Below are 17,694 nucleotides of genomic sequence, written 5' to 3'. Positions count from 1 at the left end.
GCTGCCCGGCCCAACGGGAAGGATCACATCTTTGATCCGGTGCTGACAGGCGGGAGCCCTGGTTGCTACAGCACCCAGACATCCATCGGGGCTGTAACACCGCGAACAGGCTGGTCCGAGTGCTGTGCAAACCCGGTCATCATGTCTTGCGCATTTGGCGTCTCGCTTAGAGCCTGAGACCGCAATGCATCGCTGACAATGATGCGCGCTTGAAAATCGCGCGTCAGGGCCTCTAGCTTCGCAGCAACATTCACCGCATCGCCGATCACTGCAAATTCCAGCCGGTTTGCACCGATATCCCCCAGTACGACCGAGCCATAATGAACCCCGACCCCGATCCGAATCTCTGGCTCACCCGCGCGCTTGCGCTCCAAATTCCAACGGTCGATCATCTCGACCATGGACCGCGCGCATGCCAGCGCATTGCTTGCATCCAGCTCTCCAGGTACGGGGGTTCCAAACGTGGCCATCAGCCCATCGCCCAAGTATTTGTCGAGTGTTCCGTGATGGCGAAACACCTCGGTCTCCATTCGGGCGTGGAAACCACGCAAAACTTCAATAACCTCATATGGATCACGGCCAGCCGAGAACTTGGTGAAGCCAACGATGTCGATAAATAGAACCGCGATATCCTCTTTGCGGACCTGCTTCAGAGGTTCGTCGTTCTGGCTCAGCTCATCCACCACATTCGGCGAAAAGTATCGAGACAGATTAGCACGTTCACGTTCAAGCCCAGCATTGGACATCAGCAAGCGATTGAGGCGGCGCATCGACACCCCAAGCGTCACTGCGACCATGACAAAAACGATCACCTGCTGGATACGTAGGGTTGGCATGAAACTGTTGGGATCCATGAACTCGGCCACATCCGGGTAGCCTGACAAAGCCTCGGCCACACGCTCGCTAATCCCGGGGATCGGGGTGGCGACCCACCAAGCGATCACCCATCCAGCCGTCCACATCATCGCCGTCCACGAACCGATCGCAATGACAGTGCGCCAGGAATAGGCAAGCGTCCCTGCTGCCAGGATAATGAAGAAATACTGAAAATTGTCGAACCGATACTGCATCGCCAGTGGTCGCACATCGTCGCTGAACGGGTTGGGCACAATCATCCCCAGCGTCATGATCAGCAGATCGACGAAGATCAAAAGCAACTCGGTCCGGGATTGCCCCACACGACCCGCGCGTTGGATCAGCCAACCATTGGCGCAGATCAGAAGTAGGATGAAATGGTACCATAGGACCTCCCACTGGGGATTCAGATAGATCAGCAAAAGCCCGGTCAACGCCATCGCGATCCAACGTGCACGAACGGCCAGTTCAAGCCCCTCTCGCTTGTGTCGTTCCAGTGCTGCCTCGGTATATTTGTTGTCCAGATCGAAGTTGTCGGGTTGCGTAACAAAGAACCGGCTAAGGCGGGATTGACTGGCGGTGGTCTCGGTCATTGCCTTTATCTCCCAAAAGGGCTGTCAGGGGCTGCCCTATGCAACCATCTCACAGGCAAAAACAAAAGACCCCGCCGGTAACGGCGGGGCAAGGCGTAGTGCCTTGTGTCAGGCCACAGGCACCGGCGGTATTCAGTTATGCAATTCGGCCCTGATCTGCTGACGCAACACGTCGATGGGCACGGTTTTGCCATCGCGTTTGAAGCACCAATAGGTCCAGCCATTACAAGACGGAGCATTTTCCAGATGCGCGCCAACCTGATGGATCGAACCTTTGACGTTCTGCCCTACCAGAGTCCCGTCGGCGCGGACCTTGGCCTTGTGGCGTTGGTTCATCGAATACAGTTCCTCACCCGGGCGCAGCATGCCGCGTTCGACCAATTGGCCGAAGGGCACGCGCGGCTCAGCGCGCTTGCTAGCGCTGACTTCCAACGCTTCGCGGTCAAACTTACGGACCTTTGAGATACGCTTTTCAGCCACCTTGCGATAACTTTCTTCGCGCTCGATTCCAATGAACTCACGCCCCAGCATTTTCGCTACAGCACCTGTGGTGCCCGTGCCAAAGAACGGATCCAGCACCACGTCACCGGGATTGGTCGAGCCAATCAGGACACGATGCAGCAGTGATTCCGGTTTCTGTGTCGGATGCGCCTTGTCGCCGTTTTCGTCCTTGAGCCGTTCATGCCCGGTGCAGATCGGCAGTACCCAATCGCTGCGCATCTGCACGCCTTCGTTCAGCGCTTTCAGTGCTTCGTAGTTAAACGTGTATTTGGCCCCTTCGCGCTTGGACGCCCAGATCATTGTTTCATGCGCATTGGTAAACCGCTTGCCACGGAAGTTCGGCATCGGGTTCGACTTGCGCCACACAACGTCGTTTAAAATCCAATAGCCCGCATCCTGCAGGGCGGAACCCACGCGGAAAATGTTGTGATAAGACCCAATCACCCAGATCGCACCATTGGGCTTCAGCAGACGATGCGCAGCCTTCAACCATTCCCGCGTGAACTGGTCATAAGCCCCAAAGCTGCTGAACTGATCCCAGTGATCATCGACCGCATCGACCTGAGAATTATCGGGCCGGTGCAATTGACCTTTCAACTGTAAATTATACGGGGGGTCCGCAAAAATCAGGTCAATCGACGCCTCGGGCAGACTGTTCATCGCCTCGATGCAGTCACCGGATAGAATCGTGTTTAAAGGGAGCGCGGCTGCGCCCTTTGTCTTGATTGTGGTCATATCACTGCCTCAGTTCCACGGCGCTTTTGCGCTCATTTGGTTGAGACAAGGATGAGTCAAAGATGATTCGCCGTCAATTTCTTTTTTGAATCAGCGACTTACGATTTACTCTTGATACAAGATATTGTGGACCGGTTTGAACGAACGTCTATGGTGTGGGGTCACGCCAAGATTTTGCAACGCCTCGCGGTGCTGTTTTGTCGGATATCCGGCATTCGCCTCCCACCCATAGCCGGGATGCTGTTGCGCCAAATCCACCATCAGCTGATCACGCCAGATTTTTGCAATGATCGATGCTGCCGAAATCGACACCGACCGTGCGTCGCCCTTCACCACCGCCTGCGAGGGCAATTTCATACCGCGCGGGATCATGTTGCCATCAATCAGCAAGAAATCCGGAGCCGGGTCCAGCGCAGCTACCGCGCGTACCATCGCCAGATGCGAGGCGCGCAGGATGTTATGCTCATCGATCTCTGCAACCGTGGCTTCGGCCACCGCGACCTCTGCCCGGTCGCGCAATATCTCATCCAAACCGCCGCGACGCTTGGCCGTCAGTTTTTTTGAATCGTTCAACCCAGCGGGAATGTCATCCGGGTTCAAAATAACCGCTGCGGCTACAACCGGGCCGGCCAGCGGACCGCGCCCAACCTCATCCACCCCGGCAATTCGGGTATATCCGCGTGCCAGCAAAGCCCGTTCGAGTTCATAATCAGGTGTCGTCATATCCTTGGCAAATCGCGTTTCGTAGCGCTTCGCAAGAAAAAAGAGAGGGCAGCTTGCGCCACCCTCTCCCGCGCGGCGCTTCTATGGCGCCACTCCTGCTCGAAACCTGTTACTGGTAAACGACACGGTATCCTTTCTGGCGCAGGCAGGCGGGTTCGTATGCCCGTTTTACCTTTTTACCATTCCAGAAACCAACCTTGCATTGGTGTGGCAGGCTATCGGCATGTTTATAGTACTTCTTCAGGCAATTCGGCCCAAGCAGCGGACGCTTGTTCGAATAGGCATTGAACGTGCGCAGGCAACGCTGTGGTAGGTCATAACGGGCCACGCGCTTTGGCAACGGGCGTACAGCATGTTTTTTCTTGGCCTTCTTCGCCTTGGCTTCAGCCTGCTTGTGACGCTTGCGGCGCTCTGCCTCTTCGTCGCGCTTTTTCTCCTGATGATAGTGGTTGACCGCAGCACCTATGAGCGCGATCGCAGCCAATCCGCCGAGAATATCTCGGGTATCTGCCGCCCGTGCCTGCGACGCTGAGATCCCCGTAATGGCGACGGCGGTTGCTATGATCAGAGCGATAAATTTCCGGTGCATGATGCGTGTCCTTTCGGATAATGGGCAGGCCGGTTACCGACCGCGAATTTGATAACCTGACACTGCGACCACCCCGTTCAGACAAGCAATAACGGCATACTGTTATTCAATATCAGCACCACAAACCCCCTGAGGTTATTGAATATCCACCCAACCCATGCGCAGGATGCAGCCCATGAAACAGATCCTCTCTTCTCTGGCTCTGACGGCCCTGATATCGGTTGGGTCGCAAGCCATCGCGGCAGATTGCTATGCCGACTACAAGGCCAAGCAGGACAATCCCTTACGCCTGCACTATGGCGTCATGCAGGTCTCAAACTGCGATAAAGGCTCGGCCCGGAAAGAAGTCGCCAAGCGGCTGAAATCAAACGGCTGGACCCTGCTGAACGTGATGACCGTTTTCGAGGCGGGTGGATTGGATCAAAGGAAGGCCAATGCCGGAAAATACTATCTCCGTTACTGAGGCGCGTCGTTCGGGGGTTCGGCTGGTTGGTCTGGGGATTGCGGCAATCGTCGCGATCCTGGTGACTGCAGCGGTTTTCCTGTTCTGGACGCTACCGGACGCAAATGCCTTCAACGCGCGGGTTGAACGGCTGTTTGTCGAGGCTGACCTGACCTCGCAATCGGAAATCCGTCTGCTCGAGATTCTGGCGCAATCGGGCACCGCCTTTGCCGATACGCTATCCAGCTATCGAATGGTCATCTTCGTGCTGTTGGTCTTTGCCAGCGCCATGCTGATCACCGCGCTTGTTTTTCTGGTCATGCTGGTTCTGCTGAACCGCCGCATGGCCCAGATTGAACGGACGGGGATCCAGGTAACATCCCTGCTGATCAGCCGTGAAGAGAATACCGTTTATCTCAACAACATGGATTTTAAGTTGACCCCCGCCGCGATGGAAACGCTTTCGGTTCTGGCTGAATCCCGGCTGGATGACGAGGTCCTGTCGGGTGCCCAGATCGAAGCGATGATCTCGGGCAGAAACGCTGCAGATTGCGATGAGGCCGCCGGGGCAACCCGGATCAAACGCCTGCGCGACGCCTTGGGAAATCAGATGGTCAGTGAGCTGCTGGTGAAGAACATCGCCAAGAAGGGCTATATGCTGTCGATTGAGAAAGACGTTATTCAAATGGTCTGAGGATGCCATTGCGGTAAAATCTACGTGCGCATCTTGGAATTCTCGCCCTCAAGACCCATGATATAAGGGCTTGGCCAAGGGAGGTTGCAGATGAACGTCCATGCCACACCGAATGTCAAAGGCTATGGGATATCAGTTGAGCCGCTGCAGGGACGGATCGCGATCTACCGTGGTGATATACTGCTGGCCGAAAGCCACAACGCCAAAGTGATGTACGAAACGCGGCTACCTCCCGCGATCTATGTTCCGCGCGAAGACCTGTGCGTCGAACTCAGCCCTGAGACCGAATTGCAGACGTTCTGCCCCTTCAAGGGTACCGCAACCTATCACGACATTAGCCTACCGGAAGAGCGCCTTACGAACTCGATTTGGGCTTATGAAGACGCCTTCCCTGAAAGCGCGGCCATTCAGGGCCATATTGGATTCATGCCGGATACCGCGACGCGGATCGACCTCGGCGACAACCAACTGCGTCAACCCGACGATGGCAATATCAGCGGCCCCCTGATCGATTGGCTGATGCGCGGTGCGTCCGAAATTAACACTCCTGATGCCTTTACAAAAACGCTGGCCGAAAAAATGCTGGAACATGGCATCGCTATTCAACGCCTAAGCATTCTGGTCTGGTCGCTGCATCCGCTGATCGCAGGCAAACACTATATCTGGGAGAAAGACTCGGCTGAGATTTCGACCCACACTCCGACCTATGAAATTCATGATCACCCTGCCTTTACCAATAGCCCTCTGCGTCACGTTTCAAACGGGTTGGGTGGTGTCCGCCAGCGCCTGAACAACGACAATCCGCATAACAGCTTTCCGATCATCGAAGACCTGCGCGCAAAAGGGGCCACCGATTACGTTGCCATGCCACTGCCTTTCTCGGATGGGCGGACGAATGTCCTGACCCTGACTTGCGATCATCCCGATGGGTTCACGACTGAGAATCTGGGTCTGGTTTTTGAATGCTCTACTGTCATCGCGCGGTTCTACGAGGTCTTCATGCAGCGCGAAAACGCGCAGGTTCTGCTGGAAACCTATGTAGGCAAGCGCAGCGGTGCGCGCGTTCTGGGGGGCGAGATTCGCCGCGGTGATGGCGATGACATAGATGCGGCGATCATGTTTTGCGATCTTCGAAATTCAACCGCATTGGAAGAAAAACTGGGGCGTGATGACTATATCGAGCTACTGAATGCGTTTTTTGAGACAGTTTCAGGGATCGTGCACGACCATGACGGAGAAGTTCTGAAGTTCATCGGCGACGCTGTTCTTGCCGTCTTCCCGGCGGGTGACGATGCCGCCAAAGCCCGATCCAGCGCGCAGCTTTCGGCAACAGAGATCGTCGAAAAACTGGGTGAATTGCGCAGTGACGGAAGTGATCATGATTTCGACTGCTCGATTGGTGTCGCCTATGGCCGCGTCACCTATGGCAATGTGGGCTCACGCGAACGGTTGGACTTTACCGTGATCGGTCAGGCCGCCAATGTCGCTGCCAGATTGGGCGAATATGGCAAAACCGTCGGACATAGAATTGTTGTCTCGCAAGATATCGAACCTGTTTGCAAACAGGCGATCCCTTTAGGGGCGATCAAGCTGCACAACGTCTCGCAACCGATCAAATCATTTGCCCTGCAAACCTCAGCCGATGCCTGATTTGACAGTTTACTTCGCAAGAGTTGAACCTCAAATTGTGCCACTCACTATCTCGGATCGGTCAACCTATGGCCTTGCGCGAGAAACCGTACACACCGTGTCTGGTTGACATCAATGGTTCAAAAACCACCGCCCAGCAGGATCAGAGCCGTCTGCGCAGGTGAGATCGTCTGTTGGATTTGATTGATCTGATTGCGGGCCAGATACGTGTCGGTCAGTTTGTCGATTGCCTCACCTTCAGTGAACTGCGCCAAATCGGATGACCCTGTAACGCGCTGCAATCGATCTTTGAACACCTCAAGCTGCTTGTCGATATCCAGTTGCGCAAATGCTGAAGGCAGCCCCAATGCCGTTTCCATCATGCGGCGCAAGGGAGGCAGCCCCATCAGATCAAACCACCTTCTGTCCTCACTGCCACCCTGGCCAGCCAGATCGCGCAAAGCATGCTGGGTGTACAACGCGATACGCATCGATTCATCTGCTTCACCAACCGAGATTTCAAATCGCGCAATCAAGTTGTCGTCAGCGATCTTTTCCATGGCGTCCACCAATCCGGTCTTGCGCACATCGCCGGGACCAAGTCCAAAGGCATTGGCAAAATCACGGTACCTGCCGTCGGCCAGCCTGTTCGCAAGCGCATCGTCAGCCTGCGTTCCATCGGACAAGATTTTTTGGACAAAATACCGATTGTCGAGATCACCTTCCAAGCCAAACGCACCCAAAGCCACCTGCAACAACCGTCGGTCCGAAACCAGATCCTCGGCCGTTTGGACCTTGCCGATATTGTCTAGAAAATACCTTGCGTCCCGTTCATTGATCCCCGAGGCAGAATAGCTTTGAAGCTGCGCATCATAGGTACGCTGCAAAAAGCGCCAGCCAACCAGACCACCTGAAGGTATGACCGGCTGGAAGGTCACTGCTGATACGCCATCAGACGTTCTTCGCGCGGCAACAGTGAACGCAAGGCCTTTAAACACTTATAGTATTGCTCTGCCACCAATGCTTCAGTTGCATTGGCCAGGACCCGGCGACTGTCGGCATCCGTGAAAACCTGGCTCAGCTCTTCCACGCGCCGCAGAAGTTGCTGGCGCGCCTGCTCAGGTTCGGTATCGCCTGACAGAACCAACTGCGCGGCATAGCAGACACGGCGTACCGGCGTGTTGACCTCTTCCGGGTGAATGGCATCGCGCAGGCGCAGGACATTTGCCTGAGGTGTCATGATCGAAAACCGACTACGTCGATCCCCGTTTTCGATTACAACACCATTGATCAGAACCCGTTCCTTTGGGGCAAGTTTCAGGACCAGACCCCCCATCAGTTGCCCCTCATTTGACGTAGCCCGCGCAACACGGCCATGTTGATCTCAAGCAGCGGCTCAACGGTCGCCTTGTTCGCCAGCACCTGGCTGCTGTGTTGTTCGGTAAACTCAGCCAAATAGAAAATCCGCGCCCGCAGATTGCTCGGCAGCCCGTTATCCGCATCCGCCACATCGGTTGCCAGCACATTCCACAGCCGGCGATTTTCGTGCAAGGCTTGAACGAACCCTCCGAAATCAGCCGCTTTCCGTGTGGAAGCAGCCTTCAACCGATGTGTAATCCTGGAAATCGCCTCATACTCTGTATCCCGAGGTGTTCGCGTCGGTGCAGCAGATTGCGCATAAGCGCGGTGAGCAAGCGTTTGCGGTGTCACTTGAAATCCTTCCAATTGTCCTTCAGCGGGCGATTAAGTCCGGGGCACGGCGTGCGTGCCCCGGATCAGTTCCAAAGTTAGCGGAACAGCGACAGGATGGACTGTGGCGCCTGGTTCGCGATCGATAGCGATTGGGTTGCCAGCTGTTGCTGGACCTGCAACGCTTGCAGTCGCGCCGAGGTTTCTTCCATGTCAGCGTCAACCAACGAGCCGATACCGGATTTGAACGAGTCAGACAGGTTCGAGATGAACTCTTTCTGGGTCTCGATCCGACCCTGCGCCGAACCAAAAGCCGCCGAAGCATCAATCGCAGTATCGATTAGGCCTTCGATCGCGCCAAGCGCTGCGGATGCGCCGGCAGAAGTCGACACATCAATCGAGGCCAGAGCGCCTAGACCGCCAGAGTTGGCGTTGGCATATTGACCGCTGATCTGCAGCGAATCTGAACCTTCGTTGGTGATATCGAGCTGTGCAGCGTTCGTGCCCGGATCATAGACGACCGAAACATTGGCATCCGAAGCTTCGATGGCAGCTTTCAGCCCCGCAGCGATGATCTCTTCGGGCGCGTTGCCTGCGGCGATATCCTCAGCCCGGACTGTATAAGACGCGACATCGTCGCCCAGTCGGACCGTGAAAGTATCACCAGCGGACAATGTGCCCGGATCAGCGATCACGATGCTTCCATCATCATCGCTTCCGCCGTTTCCATCCAACGAAAATCCGAATGCGTCGGCCGTATCCGCAGTGACCCCGTCAGTTCCAGTGAACACGTCGGCAGCAGTGTAACCACCTGTCGACAGGTTTTGCGCCGATACACTAATGGAAGACGCTGTCACGTTGCCTGCATTGTCTCGATCCAAAGAGGACAGAATGCTTGCGCCAGCCCCACCGTTCACCAGATTGAGGCCATTGAACTGGGCAGCGCCGACAACCGATTCGATCTGATCCCTAAGCGCGGCCACATCGGTGTTGATCTTAGCACGATCAACGTTGTCTTCCTGCGCCGCAACGATCTTGCCTTTCATCTGGTTCAGCAGATCCGTCACAGTTTCTGAGGCGTTTCGAGCAACTGCGACAGTGGATTCACCCAAGGCCAGGCTGTCCTTGATCGCATTGAAGCCGTTGACGTCTGATTCCATCACCTTTGAGATGGCCCAGACAGCCGAGTTATCCTTGGCTGTAGCCACATCCTTGCCGGTCGAGATCGCGTTTTGCGTCTGCGCGAGGTTCTTGTTGACCGATTTGAGAGTTTGCAGCGCAACCATTGCGCCATTGTTCGTCAGAATGCTTGACATATTTGTCATCCTCTTAGCGTTCGGGCGCGTTTGACGCCCATGTTGGACCCACCAAACCGGCAGGCATTCTGTCGTTCTGACCTGTGCGTCGTGCCTTGTGGCCTTCGCGCCACCCGTTGTTTCAGGTGCATCGCCACATTTGCCCCCGATCTCCTAACGGAGTGCTAAGACGGGCAAATCCGAAATCTCGGATTTGAATCAAACCTGATGCTATGCCCGTTTTTCCAGCTTTGCCCGCGATCGCAAGGCAAACCCACTACGCTGCCCCGAGGCGTCATAAGTACTGAACTCCTGCCGGACCTGTTTCAGTTCCGCCATTCGGTCCGCCACAGCCCGAATACCCTCGGCCGCACTGTTCAAAAGGGCTTGATTGCGCACGACCTTCTTCTGAATCCGGATCAGATCATCGCTTTCCAACACCTGCAGATCATTTATTGCATCGATCAGATTCTCTTTTTTAGGCACCAATCGATCCAGATCGGTCAAATCCCCCTGGACCAGGGCTGTGCGCTCCAGATCCAAAAGGACTTCCAGTGCCTGAATCGGATCTTTATCCATCGGACTTCTCCATCATTGCATTGAACAATATTTCGGAAAGGCCGATTCCACCTGCCTTTGCCATTTGCTGTGCCTGCTGTTGCACCAGAAACGAAGCAAACTGATCTTCGCCTGCGCCACCGCCAAAAGAACTTCGTGTTTGGCCGAGGCCTGCAGACTTGAGCATTTCAGCCAGAAAAGCGGCTTCCAGCTCAACAGAGGCGGCTTTCATTTTCTGTGGAATCTGGGCGGAATGCATGGTCGCACTGGTAGATGTAATCGTCATCGGATTCTCCGAAAATTGCTATGAACTTTCTCGATCAAAGGGGAAAGCGGTTAAAATAAACGTAACTTCCTGTGGGCACAGTGCCGGCCAGATCAAAGAAACCCCGGAGCGAAAAATGACCAACCCGCTGACGATCATGTCGCCTGCATCTGCCACGGGTGACAAACCGGGGGCATCTCAAGGTAAAGAGCGTGATACCAAAGGTGGGTTTGCCTTTGAGGAAGTGCTTAATGAGGATGTCGAACAAATCGAGTTGAAGGATGTTGATCCGTTTGTGGCTGATTCAAACCTGCCACCCGAACAATCAGAAATTCCATCTGTTTCTACGGCAGATTCAACTGAGACAATCAAAACCGACGAACTAGAGCCCGCCCAACTGCAGGTGGCGGCGCAAGAGGTCGCAAATGCGCCGAAACACCACTCGGATTTTGCCGTCGGTGAGACGAACCATGTTGCCGCTCCGCCCAGCCCGGTACAGCAAATTTCGCAGTTGGCCTCTGAAAACTCAACGCTAAGACAAAATGCAGGCTCGCCCGAAGCGGCTGCCCCAAGGCCTGACGCAAACGTGCTTCGAGCGCCAACCCAAGTTCCGATCCATGATGTTAGCGGAAATGGATATCTACACCAAATGCCGGCCTCACACGCGCTAAATGCTAGCTTTGTGGGGGATACTTTTTCGAAACTGGAACCGCCAAGCCCCGAACCAGAGGTGCCACTCGTCGCACGCGTATTTGAGCCTGTAGAGGCTCGAATAACCCAGCAAACTGTCATTTCTGCCGCCTTGAAACCGCAGGCAACAGCTTGGAATCTCGACCGGGCTCCGGGCGATGCTATTGCTGAAACGGCGATCAGCGAGGAAGTTGATGACTTTTTTGCTGTCAAAGACACAGCGGTGGGCCACACGATACGCGACACGACGCAAGCGATGCCCGTCGCTGCAGCCCGCGCGGAAACGGCACGCACGATTGCGGGGCAACTGGCCGCTTCGATTTCGACCCGACCAAATACCGGTGGCGTTGAAATAGCCCTGAACCCCGAAGAGCTTGGGCGCGTATCAATCACGCTCAACGGTCGAGAAGACGGGTTTCATCTATCGATCGCGGCCGAACGGCCCGAAACACTGGACCTGATGCGGCGACACATTGCGATCCTGTCGGCTGAGTTCGAAAAGCTGGGTTATGGGGATCTGTCGCTTGATCTTAGCATGTCCGGGGACTCGTCCCAGCATGGTGATCCATCAGAGCCTGACCCTTCCTCAGAAACGGTCGAAATGGTTCGCGACGCGGACCATAAGGCGCCCCCACTCCCGGCTGGCCCTGAACGGGGCCTTGATATGAGGCTTTAACTAATGATTTCAGCGACCAATTCAGTGACCGCAACGGGTGCAAGTCCCGGCGCAAACAACAATTCGGAACGCTCGGCACTGACGTCAGATTTTGAGACCTTTCTGCGCATGCTGACCGTGCAGGCGCGCAATCAGGATCCGCTTGAACCTCTGGATTCCTCCGAATATGCCTCTCAGCTGGCGCAGTTCTCGATGGTCGAACAACAAGTCAAAGCCAATGAGCTTCTGTCTGGTCTCACGCTGACAATGGGGGCAGTCGACCTTAATCAGCTCACCGGGTGGGTTGGGATGAATGTCAAAACCGATGCACCGTTTCGCATTGTAGATCAGCCTGTTCCGATTTTTGCTCAGGCCGAACCCACTGCCGACCGGGCCGAGTTGGTCATCCGCAACGACCAGGGCACCATTGTCGATCGCATCCCTGTGCCTACTGATAAGGCCGAATTCGAGTGGGCCGGGGTCAGCAGTGCCGGTGATCCCTTTCCCGCTGGCAGTTACTCAGCCACATTGGAGAGCTTCAAAAGAGGTGAGTTACTAACCAGCACGCCCGCATCTGCCTTCGGTCGGGTGGTAGAGGCACAGGTCAGCGAAGGTGGCATCATCCTGAAACTGGAGAGCGGTGCAGAGGTGTCCGCCGAAATGGTCACGCAAATCCGCACGGGCGCTTGATCTGGAAGGCAAGGCGGGCCAAAGCTTGGCGCATCGCGACTCGCCCCCTAACCCGGTATCTCTCCTGTCTGATCATCACCAACCTCCCCCGGGCCTTGTTGCCCAGCTCAGCACCCAAGGTTTGATCCGCCACGACGTGACCTTCGAGGTGTTGTACGGTGGGCGGACCAATCATGTCTGGAAGGTTTTGTCCGGCAATAGTGATGCCGTGCTTAAGCTATACAGTGCGCGGTTTCAGAACCCCTTGTTTCGCAACGATGCCCGGCTTGAGTCAGAATGTCTGCGCACGCTCAACAGCTTTGGCTTCGTGCCCAATTTACGTGCCACGGGTTCCTTTGGAGACGACAGCTGGGTCTACTATGACCACGCTCCGGGCGTCCCTTGGCAGGACGATGTTTCGGGCGTGGCCCATCTGCTTGGAAGGTTGCACCAAATTCCGGTCAATCTGGACCTCCCTAACGGCTGCAATGGCAGCGAAGATCTGGAACAGCACGCGTGTCAAATTCTGGCTGATTGCCACGCGGAAGAGCGGCGATCGTTGCTTGCAAAAAAACCTCAGGCCCAAGTACCGCCATTATCCGCGCGGTGCTTGATCCATGGCGATCCGGTCGCGGGAAACATCCTGCAATCGAAAAATGGGCTGACGCTGATCGATTGGCAATGCCCGGCCTTCGGTGACCCATGTGAAGACTTGGCGATATTCCTTTCACCTGCGATGCAGCAACTCTATCGAGGCGCGCCCTTGTCCGAGGCCGAAGAGACGCTGTTTCTTAAGGCCTACGACCAACCCGATATCACCGAACGCTATCTGTCATTGAGGCCTTGGTTTGCCTGGCGCATGGCCGCTTATTGTCTTTGGCGGGCCGAAAACGGTGCGGCTGATTATGCCATTGGGTATGAGTTGGAAGTTGAGGCCTTATAGGTCCGCCAGACCCAGATACGCATAGGCTGGCGGCATGACAGCGCGACGCCAACGGCCAAAGGGAAACCGCCCCGGCGCACCCGCAATAGGGGACGGAATGTCTGCGGATTGCCCCAGCACCAGTCGCGCCAAAGCACGTCCACAATAGGTTCCCATCGCCACACCATTGCCGTGGTAAGCAAACCCTGCATACATCCCCGGATGCTCAGGAACCGGGCCCACAAAGGGCACAAGGTTCCGGGCAAGGCAAACCATGCCGGACCACTTATGTGTGACATCGACCGTGTCCCAGGCGGGGAACATCCGCCTGAAATCCCCGAAGGCCTTTTGCCGAATGCGCGCCTCAGCCCCAGGGGATGAAAGCAGCCCCCCTCGTGTCCCAAACAGAAATCGTCGATTGGGCATCAATCGGAAATAGTGCAGCAAATTACGCGTGTCATAGGCCATCTGATCCGACGTCCAGCCTTGCGCCTGCAGCTCGACATCAGTCAGAGGCCGCGTCACAAGAACCGTTGACTGTGCAGGCATATAACGCGCGGCCAACCAGGGCGGCAGATCCTCGCTTGAGTAGCCATTTGTGCACACCAGAACGTTCGAAGCACGAACGTGACCCGCAGGCGAGGTCAGCACGAATCCCGAGGTGGCCTGTTTGATCTGCGTGATCGGGCTGTTCTGGAACAGAGTTGCGCCCTTTGCCTGGGCAGCGCCTGCCAAGCCGAACAGATACTTTCGGGGGTTCAGGGCAAAACCAATCGGAGTTGTATAGCCGCCGAAAAACGCACCGCCCAACCCAAGGCTCCTCAGTTCGCCGATTTCGTGCAATTGTCCGGCCGGATCGGCCGACCGGCGCAATCGTTCCATCGCGCGCCGTGAATGGGCCAGTTGAGTTTCACCATTGGAATGCGTTTCGGCGTCGATTTGGTTATCACGCAGAAGGTCAGCAACCAGTGAAACGGCGTCTTCTTCCGCTTGGTAATAGGCCTGCGTTGCCACCTGACCATAGCGACGGGTCAGACCAGCCTTGCTGAGCTTTGACCCGCCCAGACAACAAAAGCCCCCGTTTCGACCGGACGCCCCCCAGCCCGGTGTTTCCGCCTCGAACACAGCGACCGAAACCCCTGCCTCGGACAGATGCAATGCGGCGGACAAGCCGGTAAACCCGCCCCCGATGACGGCGACGTCAACGCTGATATCGTCTTCGAGCTTTGGCCAAGCAGGGGTCGCGATCGTCTCATCCCACCAACACCCCGCGCGTGGCGCGGGGCCGTAGGCATAATCAGGAAATATACGCCTCATTCAGCGCTTGCCGCGGCCAACTCATCCTGTTTCTGCCGAACCATCGCCCGCTTGGTCACCAGGGACGCGGTAATAACGCCCACCGTGACAACCGCGATCATTAACGTCGACAGCGCGTTGATCTCTGGACTGACCCCCAGACGCACAGCCGAGAAAATCTTGATCGGCAACGTGGTGGCAGAAGGTCCAGATGTAAACGAGGCAATCACAAGGTCATCCAGCGATAGGGTGAAAGCCAGCAGCCATCCCGAAATCACTGCAGGCGCGATGATTGGCAGTGTGACCAGACGAAACGCCTGCGCCGGAGAGCAGCCCAGGTCCAGCGCCGCCTCTTCCAACGACCGATCAAAGGTCACAAGACGCGAGGATACGACGACCGAGACAAAACACATCGAAAACGTCGTGTGCGCCAGAACGATGGTCAAGATCCCCCGGTCCAATCCGATGCCAATGAACAACAACAGCAGCGACAGACCCGTGATCACTTCGGGCATCACGAGCGGGGCATAGATCATCCCGGAAAACAGCGTGCGCCCAAAGAACCGTCCGCCGCGCACCAGAACGTAAGCTGCTGCGGTGCCCAGAATCGTGGCCAACGTTGACGAGAACACAGCCACACGCAGCGTGACCCAGGCTGCATCAAGAAAGGCTTCGTTCTGCATCAACTCGCCGTACCATTTGGTCGAAAAACCGGCCCAAACAGTGACTAGCTTGCTTTCGTTGAAGCTGAAGATGATCAGGATGATCATCGGGATATACAGAAAGGCAAATCCCAGCGTCAGTGAGACAGTGTTGAACCAGCTCAGCCTGTTCATTGTTCTGCCTCCGTCTGCTTTTGCTGGTTGCGCTGGAACAGCACAATCGGGATCACGAGGATGAGCAACAGAACCACGGCCACCGCGCTGGCGACGGGCCAATCGCGGTTCGAGAAGAACTCTTCCCACAGCACCTTACCGATCATCAAGGTCCCCGATCCGCCCAGTAGCGAGGGGATTACGAATTCCCCAATCACCGGAATCATCACGAGGAAGCAGCCCGCGATAATACCGGGGCGCGACAAGGGGATTGTGATCAACCAGAATGCCTGCAGTCGCGAACACCCAAGGTCTTCGGCGGCTTCGATCAGCGACCCGTCCATCCGTTCAAGCGACGAATAAATCGGCAGGATCATAAAAGGTAGGTAGGTATAAACGATACCGATATAAACTGCGGTATTCGTGTTCAGAATGGTCAACGGGGTCGAGATGATGCCCGTCCACAGCAACAATTGGTTCAGATAGCCTTCGTTGCTGAGGATACCCATCCATGCGTAGACCCGGATCAGAAACGAAGTCCAGAACGGCAGGATGACCAGCATCATGAATGTAGGTCGCCACTCTTCAGGTGCGCGCGCCATCGCATATGCGATCGGATACCCGACAATCAGCGTCAACACCGTTGAGATCAGCGCGATCTTTACGCTGGACAGATAGGCCTTCCAATAAAGATCATCTTCAGTCAGCCAGACAAAGTTTTCCAGATCAAGCTGGCTGAAGAAATCCCTGATACCCGCCCAACCTGCGGCCAGGTCCAGCGTCGGAGTGTAGGGCGGAATGGCAAGTGCGGTGTCTGAAAGCGATATCTTTAGGACGATAAAGAACGGCACCAAGAACAGTGCCAGCAACCAGACATACGGGACAGCGATAAGAACAGCGCGGCGCATCAGTTTTCCAGCAGAACTGCGGCAGTCGCTGTCCAGGACAGCCAAACCGGGTCTTCCCAGGTGAATGAGCGGCGCGAGATGCGGCGGGTATTCGCTGTTTGCGCCTTGATGATCGTGCCGTTTGGCAGTTCGACATGATAGGTCGACAAGTTGCCCAGATAGGCGATGTCATGCACCTTGCCTTGAATGGCGTTGATCGCATCGACCGGGCGCTCGGCAGAGATCGCGACCTTTTCAGGCCGGATCGCCAGATGACAGCTCTGACCATTGGAAAGTTGGGTCGCGGAAGACGCCGCTAACGGGGGTTGCCCTTCTGCCCACTCGATCTGATAGCTTTCGTCGCCTGCTGCGGTAGCGCGTCCCTCAATGATATTCACATCCCCAATGAAATCAGCAACATAAACCGAGTTTGGCGTCTCATAGATGCGATCTGGAGTTGCCACTTGCATCAGTTTGCCCTGATCCATCACGGCCACTCGGCTGGCAACGGTCATCGCCTCTTCTTGATCGTGCGTCACGATGACAAAGGTCGTGCCGGTTTTTTCCTGAATGTCCATCAACTCGAACTGAGTATCCTGACGGAGTTTCTTATCCAAAGCGCCCAAAGGTTCGTCGAGCAATAGCAGTTTTGGTGCTTTGGCCAATGACCGGGCCAGCGCAACGCGTTGGCGTTGACCACCCGAGATCTGGTGCGGCTTGCGGCGTGCGAACTGTTCCAGCCGGGTTAGGCGCAGCATCTCATCGACCCGCTCTTCCAGATCGCGTTTGGGCATGTTGTCCCGGCGCAGGCCAAAGGCGATGTTGTCCCAGATGCTGAGATGAGGAAACAGCGCATACGACTGAAACATCATGTTTACCGCCCGTTTGTTGGGCGGGATCGGGTCGATATCCTGTCCACCCAGAAGGATGTGACCATCGGTAGGGGTTTCGAATCCGGCCAGCATCCGCATCATCGTGGTCTTGCCGCAGCCCGACGGGCCGAGCAGCGCAAAGAACTCACGCTCGTAGATATCCAAAGAAAGATTGTCGATTGCGGTGAATGCGCCAAAACGCTTGGTGACGTTCTGGAACTGGATCAAGGGTTTCGCCTGCGGGTCATCCCACGGCGCAAAGACTTCAGAATTCAAGGCGGCCCCCGTTTATCGGTCAGGATAAAAATGGCGCAAGGCAG

At 55.9% G+C, this 17,694-nt stretch carries 20 protein-coding genes; 6 read left to right on the top strand and 14 right to left on the bottom strand.

The features are described from left to right. Window positions 1–65: 65 nt before the first annotated feature. From ACR0AY_RS16770 to ACR0AY_RS16755, 4 genes are all read right to left on the bottom strand, one after another. Window positions 66–1,448, bottom strand: coding sequence for an adenylate/guanylate cyclase domain-containing protein (locus tag ACR0AY_RS16770; RefSeq protein WP_170398937.1), 1,383 nt, complete (start codon window positions 1,446–1,448; stop codon window positions 66–68). A 132-nt stretch (window positions 1,449–1,580) separates the two neighbouring features. Beyond that, a complete protein-coding gene (locus ACR0AY_RS16765; RefSeq protein WP_170406740.1) occupies window positions 1,581–2,684 on the bottom strand; it encodes a site-specific DNA-methyltransferase in 1,104 nt (367 codons plus the stop codon). 105 nt (window positions 2,685–2,789) lie between these two features. After that, window positions 2,790–3,407, bottom strand: a complete 618-nt coding sequence (locus ACR0AY_RS16760; protein WP_170406743.1) for a ribonuclease HII — start codon at window positions 3,405–3,407, stop codon at window positions 2,790–2,792. A 109-nt stretch (window positions 3,408–3,516) separates the two neighbouring features. Next, complete coding sequence (locus ACR0AY_RS16755) at window positions 3,517–3,996, bottom strand: hypothetical protein (protein ID WP_170425883.1); 480 nt, start codon at window positions 3,994–3,996, stop codon at window positions 3,517–3,519. A gap of 175 nt (window positions 3,997–4,171) precedes the next feature. Here ACR0AY_RS16755 and ACR0AY_RS16750 point away from each other — a divergent pair, with 175 nt between their 5' ends. The 3 genes from ACR0AY_RS16750 to ACR0AY_RS16740 all read left to right on the top strand — a co-directional run bounded on the left by ACR0AY_RS16750 (window position 4,172) and on the right by ACR0AY_RS16740 (window position 6,782). Then, the gene (locus tag ACR0AY_RS16750) at window positions 4,172–4,459 is read left to right on the top strand and encodes a hypothetical protein (RefSeq protein ID WP_170425885.1); all 288 of its coding nucleotides are present in this window, start codon (window positions 4,172–4,174) and stop codon (window positions 4,457–4,459) included. Further along, window positions 4,431–5,132 carry a winged helix-turn-helix domain-containing protein gene (locus ACR0AY_RS16745; protein ID WP_170398951.1) on the top strand — a complete coding sequence of 234 codons (702 nt, stop codon included), beginning with the start codon at window positions 4,431–4,433 and terminating at the stop codon, window positions 5,130–5,132. The genes ACR0AY_RS16750 and ACR0AY_RS16745 overlap by 29 nt, the downstream gene beginning before the upstream one ends. Window positions 5,133–5,222: 90 nt before the next feature. Continuing rightward, window positions 5,223–6,782 (top strand): DUF427 domain-containing protein, encoded by a 1,560-nt coding sequence (locus tag ACR0AY_RS16740; RefSeq protein ID WP_170398954.1) that lies wholly within the window; start codon window positions 5,223–5,225, stop codon window positions 6,780–6,782. 119 nt (window positions 6,783–6,901) lie between these two features. Here the strand turns inward: ACR0AY_RS16740 and ACR0AY_RS16735 are convergent, their stop codons facing one another. The 6 genes from ACR0AY_RS16735 to ACR0AY_RS16710 all read right to left on the bottom strand — a co-directional run bounded on the left by ACR0AY_RS16735 (window position 6,902) and on the right by ACR0AY_RS16710 (window position 10,589). Then, window positions 6,902–7,699, bottom strand: a complete 798-nt coding sequence (locus tag ACR0AY_RS16735) for a DUF1217 domain-containing protein (RefSeq protein ID WP_170514860.1) — start codon at window positions 7,697–7,699, stop codon at window positions 6,902–6,904. After that, window positions 7,696–8,097 (bottom strand): flagellar biosynthesis repressor FlbT, encoded by a 402-nt coding sequence (flbT, locus tag ACR0AY_RS16730; RefSeq protein ID WP_170398959.1) that lies wholly within the window; start codon window positions 8,095–8,097, stop codon window positions 7,696–7,698. The genes ACR0AY_RS16735 and flbT overlap by 4 nt, the downstream gene beginning before the upstream one ends. Continuing rightward, a complete protein-coding gene (flaF, locus tag ACR0AY_RS16725) occupies window positions 8,097–8,471 on the bottom strand; it encodes a flagellar biosynthesis regulator FlaF (RefSeq protein ID WP_170514863.1) in 375 nt (124 codons plus the stop codon). The genes flbT and flaF overlap by 1 nt, the downstream gene beginning before the upstream one ends. A gap of 77 nt (window positions 8,472–8,548) precedes the next feature. Next, a complete protein-coding gene (locus ACR0AY_RS16720) occupies window positions 8,549–9,766 on the bottom strand; it encodes a flagellin N-terminal helical domain-containing protein (protein WP_170406757.1) in 1,218 nt (405 codons plus the stop codon). Between the two features lie 210 nt (window positions 9,767–9,976). After that, entirely contained in the window at window positions 9,977–10,324 is a 348-nt protein-coding gene (locus tag ACR0AY_RS16715) for a flagellar biosynthesis protein FlgN (protein WP_170514865.1), read from the bottom strand. Beyond that, the gene (locus ACR0AY_RS16710; protein WP_170508935.1) at window positions 10,317–10,589 is read right to left on the bottom strand and encodes a rod-binding protein; all 273 of its coding nucleotides are present in this window, start codon (window positions 10,587–10,589) and stop codon (window positions 10,317–10,319) included. The genes ACR0AY_RS16715 and ACR0AY_RS16710 overlap by 8 nt, the downstream gene beginning before the upstream one ends. 115 nt (window positions 10,590–10,704) lie before the next feature. Between ACR0AY_RS16710 and ACR0AY_RS16705 the strand changes: the two genes are divergently transcribed. From ACR0AY_RS16705 to ACR0AY_RS16695, 3 genes are read left to right on the top strand one after another with little or no spacing between them, the layout of a single operon-like run. Beyond that, window positions 10,705–11,934, top strand: a complete 1,230-nt coding sequence (locus tag ACR0AY_RS16705) for a flagellar hook-length control protein FliK (protein ID WP_170514868.1) — start codon at window positions 10,705–10,707, stop codon at window positions 11,932–11,934. Between the two features lie 3 nt (window positions 11,935–11,937). After that, on the top strand, window positions 11,938–12,603 hold the full coding sequence (locus ACR0AY_RS16700) for a flagellar hook capping FlgD N-terminal domain-containing protein (protein ID WP_170514873.1): 666 nt from the start codon (window positions 11,938–11,940) through the stop codon (window positions 12,601–12,603). Then, window positions 12,554–13,525 carry a phosphotransferase family protein gene (locus ACR0AY_RS16695; RefSeq protein ID WP_480454439.1) on the top strand — a complete coding sequence of 324 codons (972 nt, stop codon included), beginning with the start codon at window positions 12,554–12,556 and terminating at the stop codon, window positions 13,523–13,525. Before ACR0AY_RS16700 ends, ACR0AY_RS16695 begins: the two co-directional genes overlap by 50 nt. Here ACR0AY_RS16695 and ACR0AY_RS16690 read toward each other — a convergent pair. The 4 genes from ACR0AY_RS16690 to ACR0AY_RS16675 are packed head-to-tail and all read right to left on the bottom strand — an operon-like array spanning window position 13,520 to window position 17,650. After that, window positions 13,520–14,821: an NAD(P)/FAD-dependent oxidoreductase gene (locus tag ACR0AY_RS16690; RefSeq protein WP_170514876.1), complete on the bottom strand. Its 1,302-nt coding sequence runs from the start codon at window positions 14,819–14,821 to the stop codon at window positions 13,520–13,522. The genes ACR0AY_RS16695 and ACR0AY_RS16690 overlap by 6 nt on opposite strands. Continuing rightward, the gene (locus ACR0AY_RS16685; RefSeq protein WP_170398984.1) at window positions 14,818–15,636 is read right to left on the bottom strand and encodes an ABC transporter permease; all 819 of its coding nucleotides are present in this window, start codon (window positions 15,634–15,636) and stop codon (window positions 14,818–14,820) included. Before ACR0AY_RS16685 ends, ACR0AY_RS16690 begins: the two co-directional genes overlap by 4 nt. Further along, entirely contained in the window at window positions 15,633–16,523 is an 891-nt protein-coding gene (locus tag ACR0AY_RS16680; RefSeq protein ID WP_170514879.1) for an ABC transporter permease subunit, read from the bottom strand. The genes ACR0AY_RS16685 and ACR0AY_RS16680 overlap by 4 nt, the downstream gene beginning before the upstream one ends. Further along, entirely contained in the window at window positions 16,523–17,650 is a 1,128-nt protein-coding gene (locus ACR0AY_RS16675) for an ABC transporter ATP-binding protein (protein ID WP_170425908.1), read from the bottom strand. Before ACR0AY_RS16675 ends, ACR0AY_RS16680 begins: the two co-directional genes overlap by 1 nt. Between the last annotated feature and the right edge of the window lie 44 nt (window positions 17,651–17,694).

This window comes from Ruegeria sp. A5 (assembly GCF_056543005.1).
Note: the sequence above shows the minus strand (reverse complement) of the source record. Positions and strands in the feature narration are given on the sequence as shown.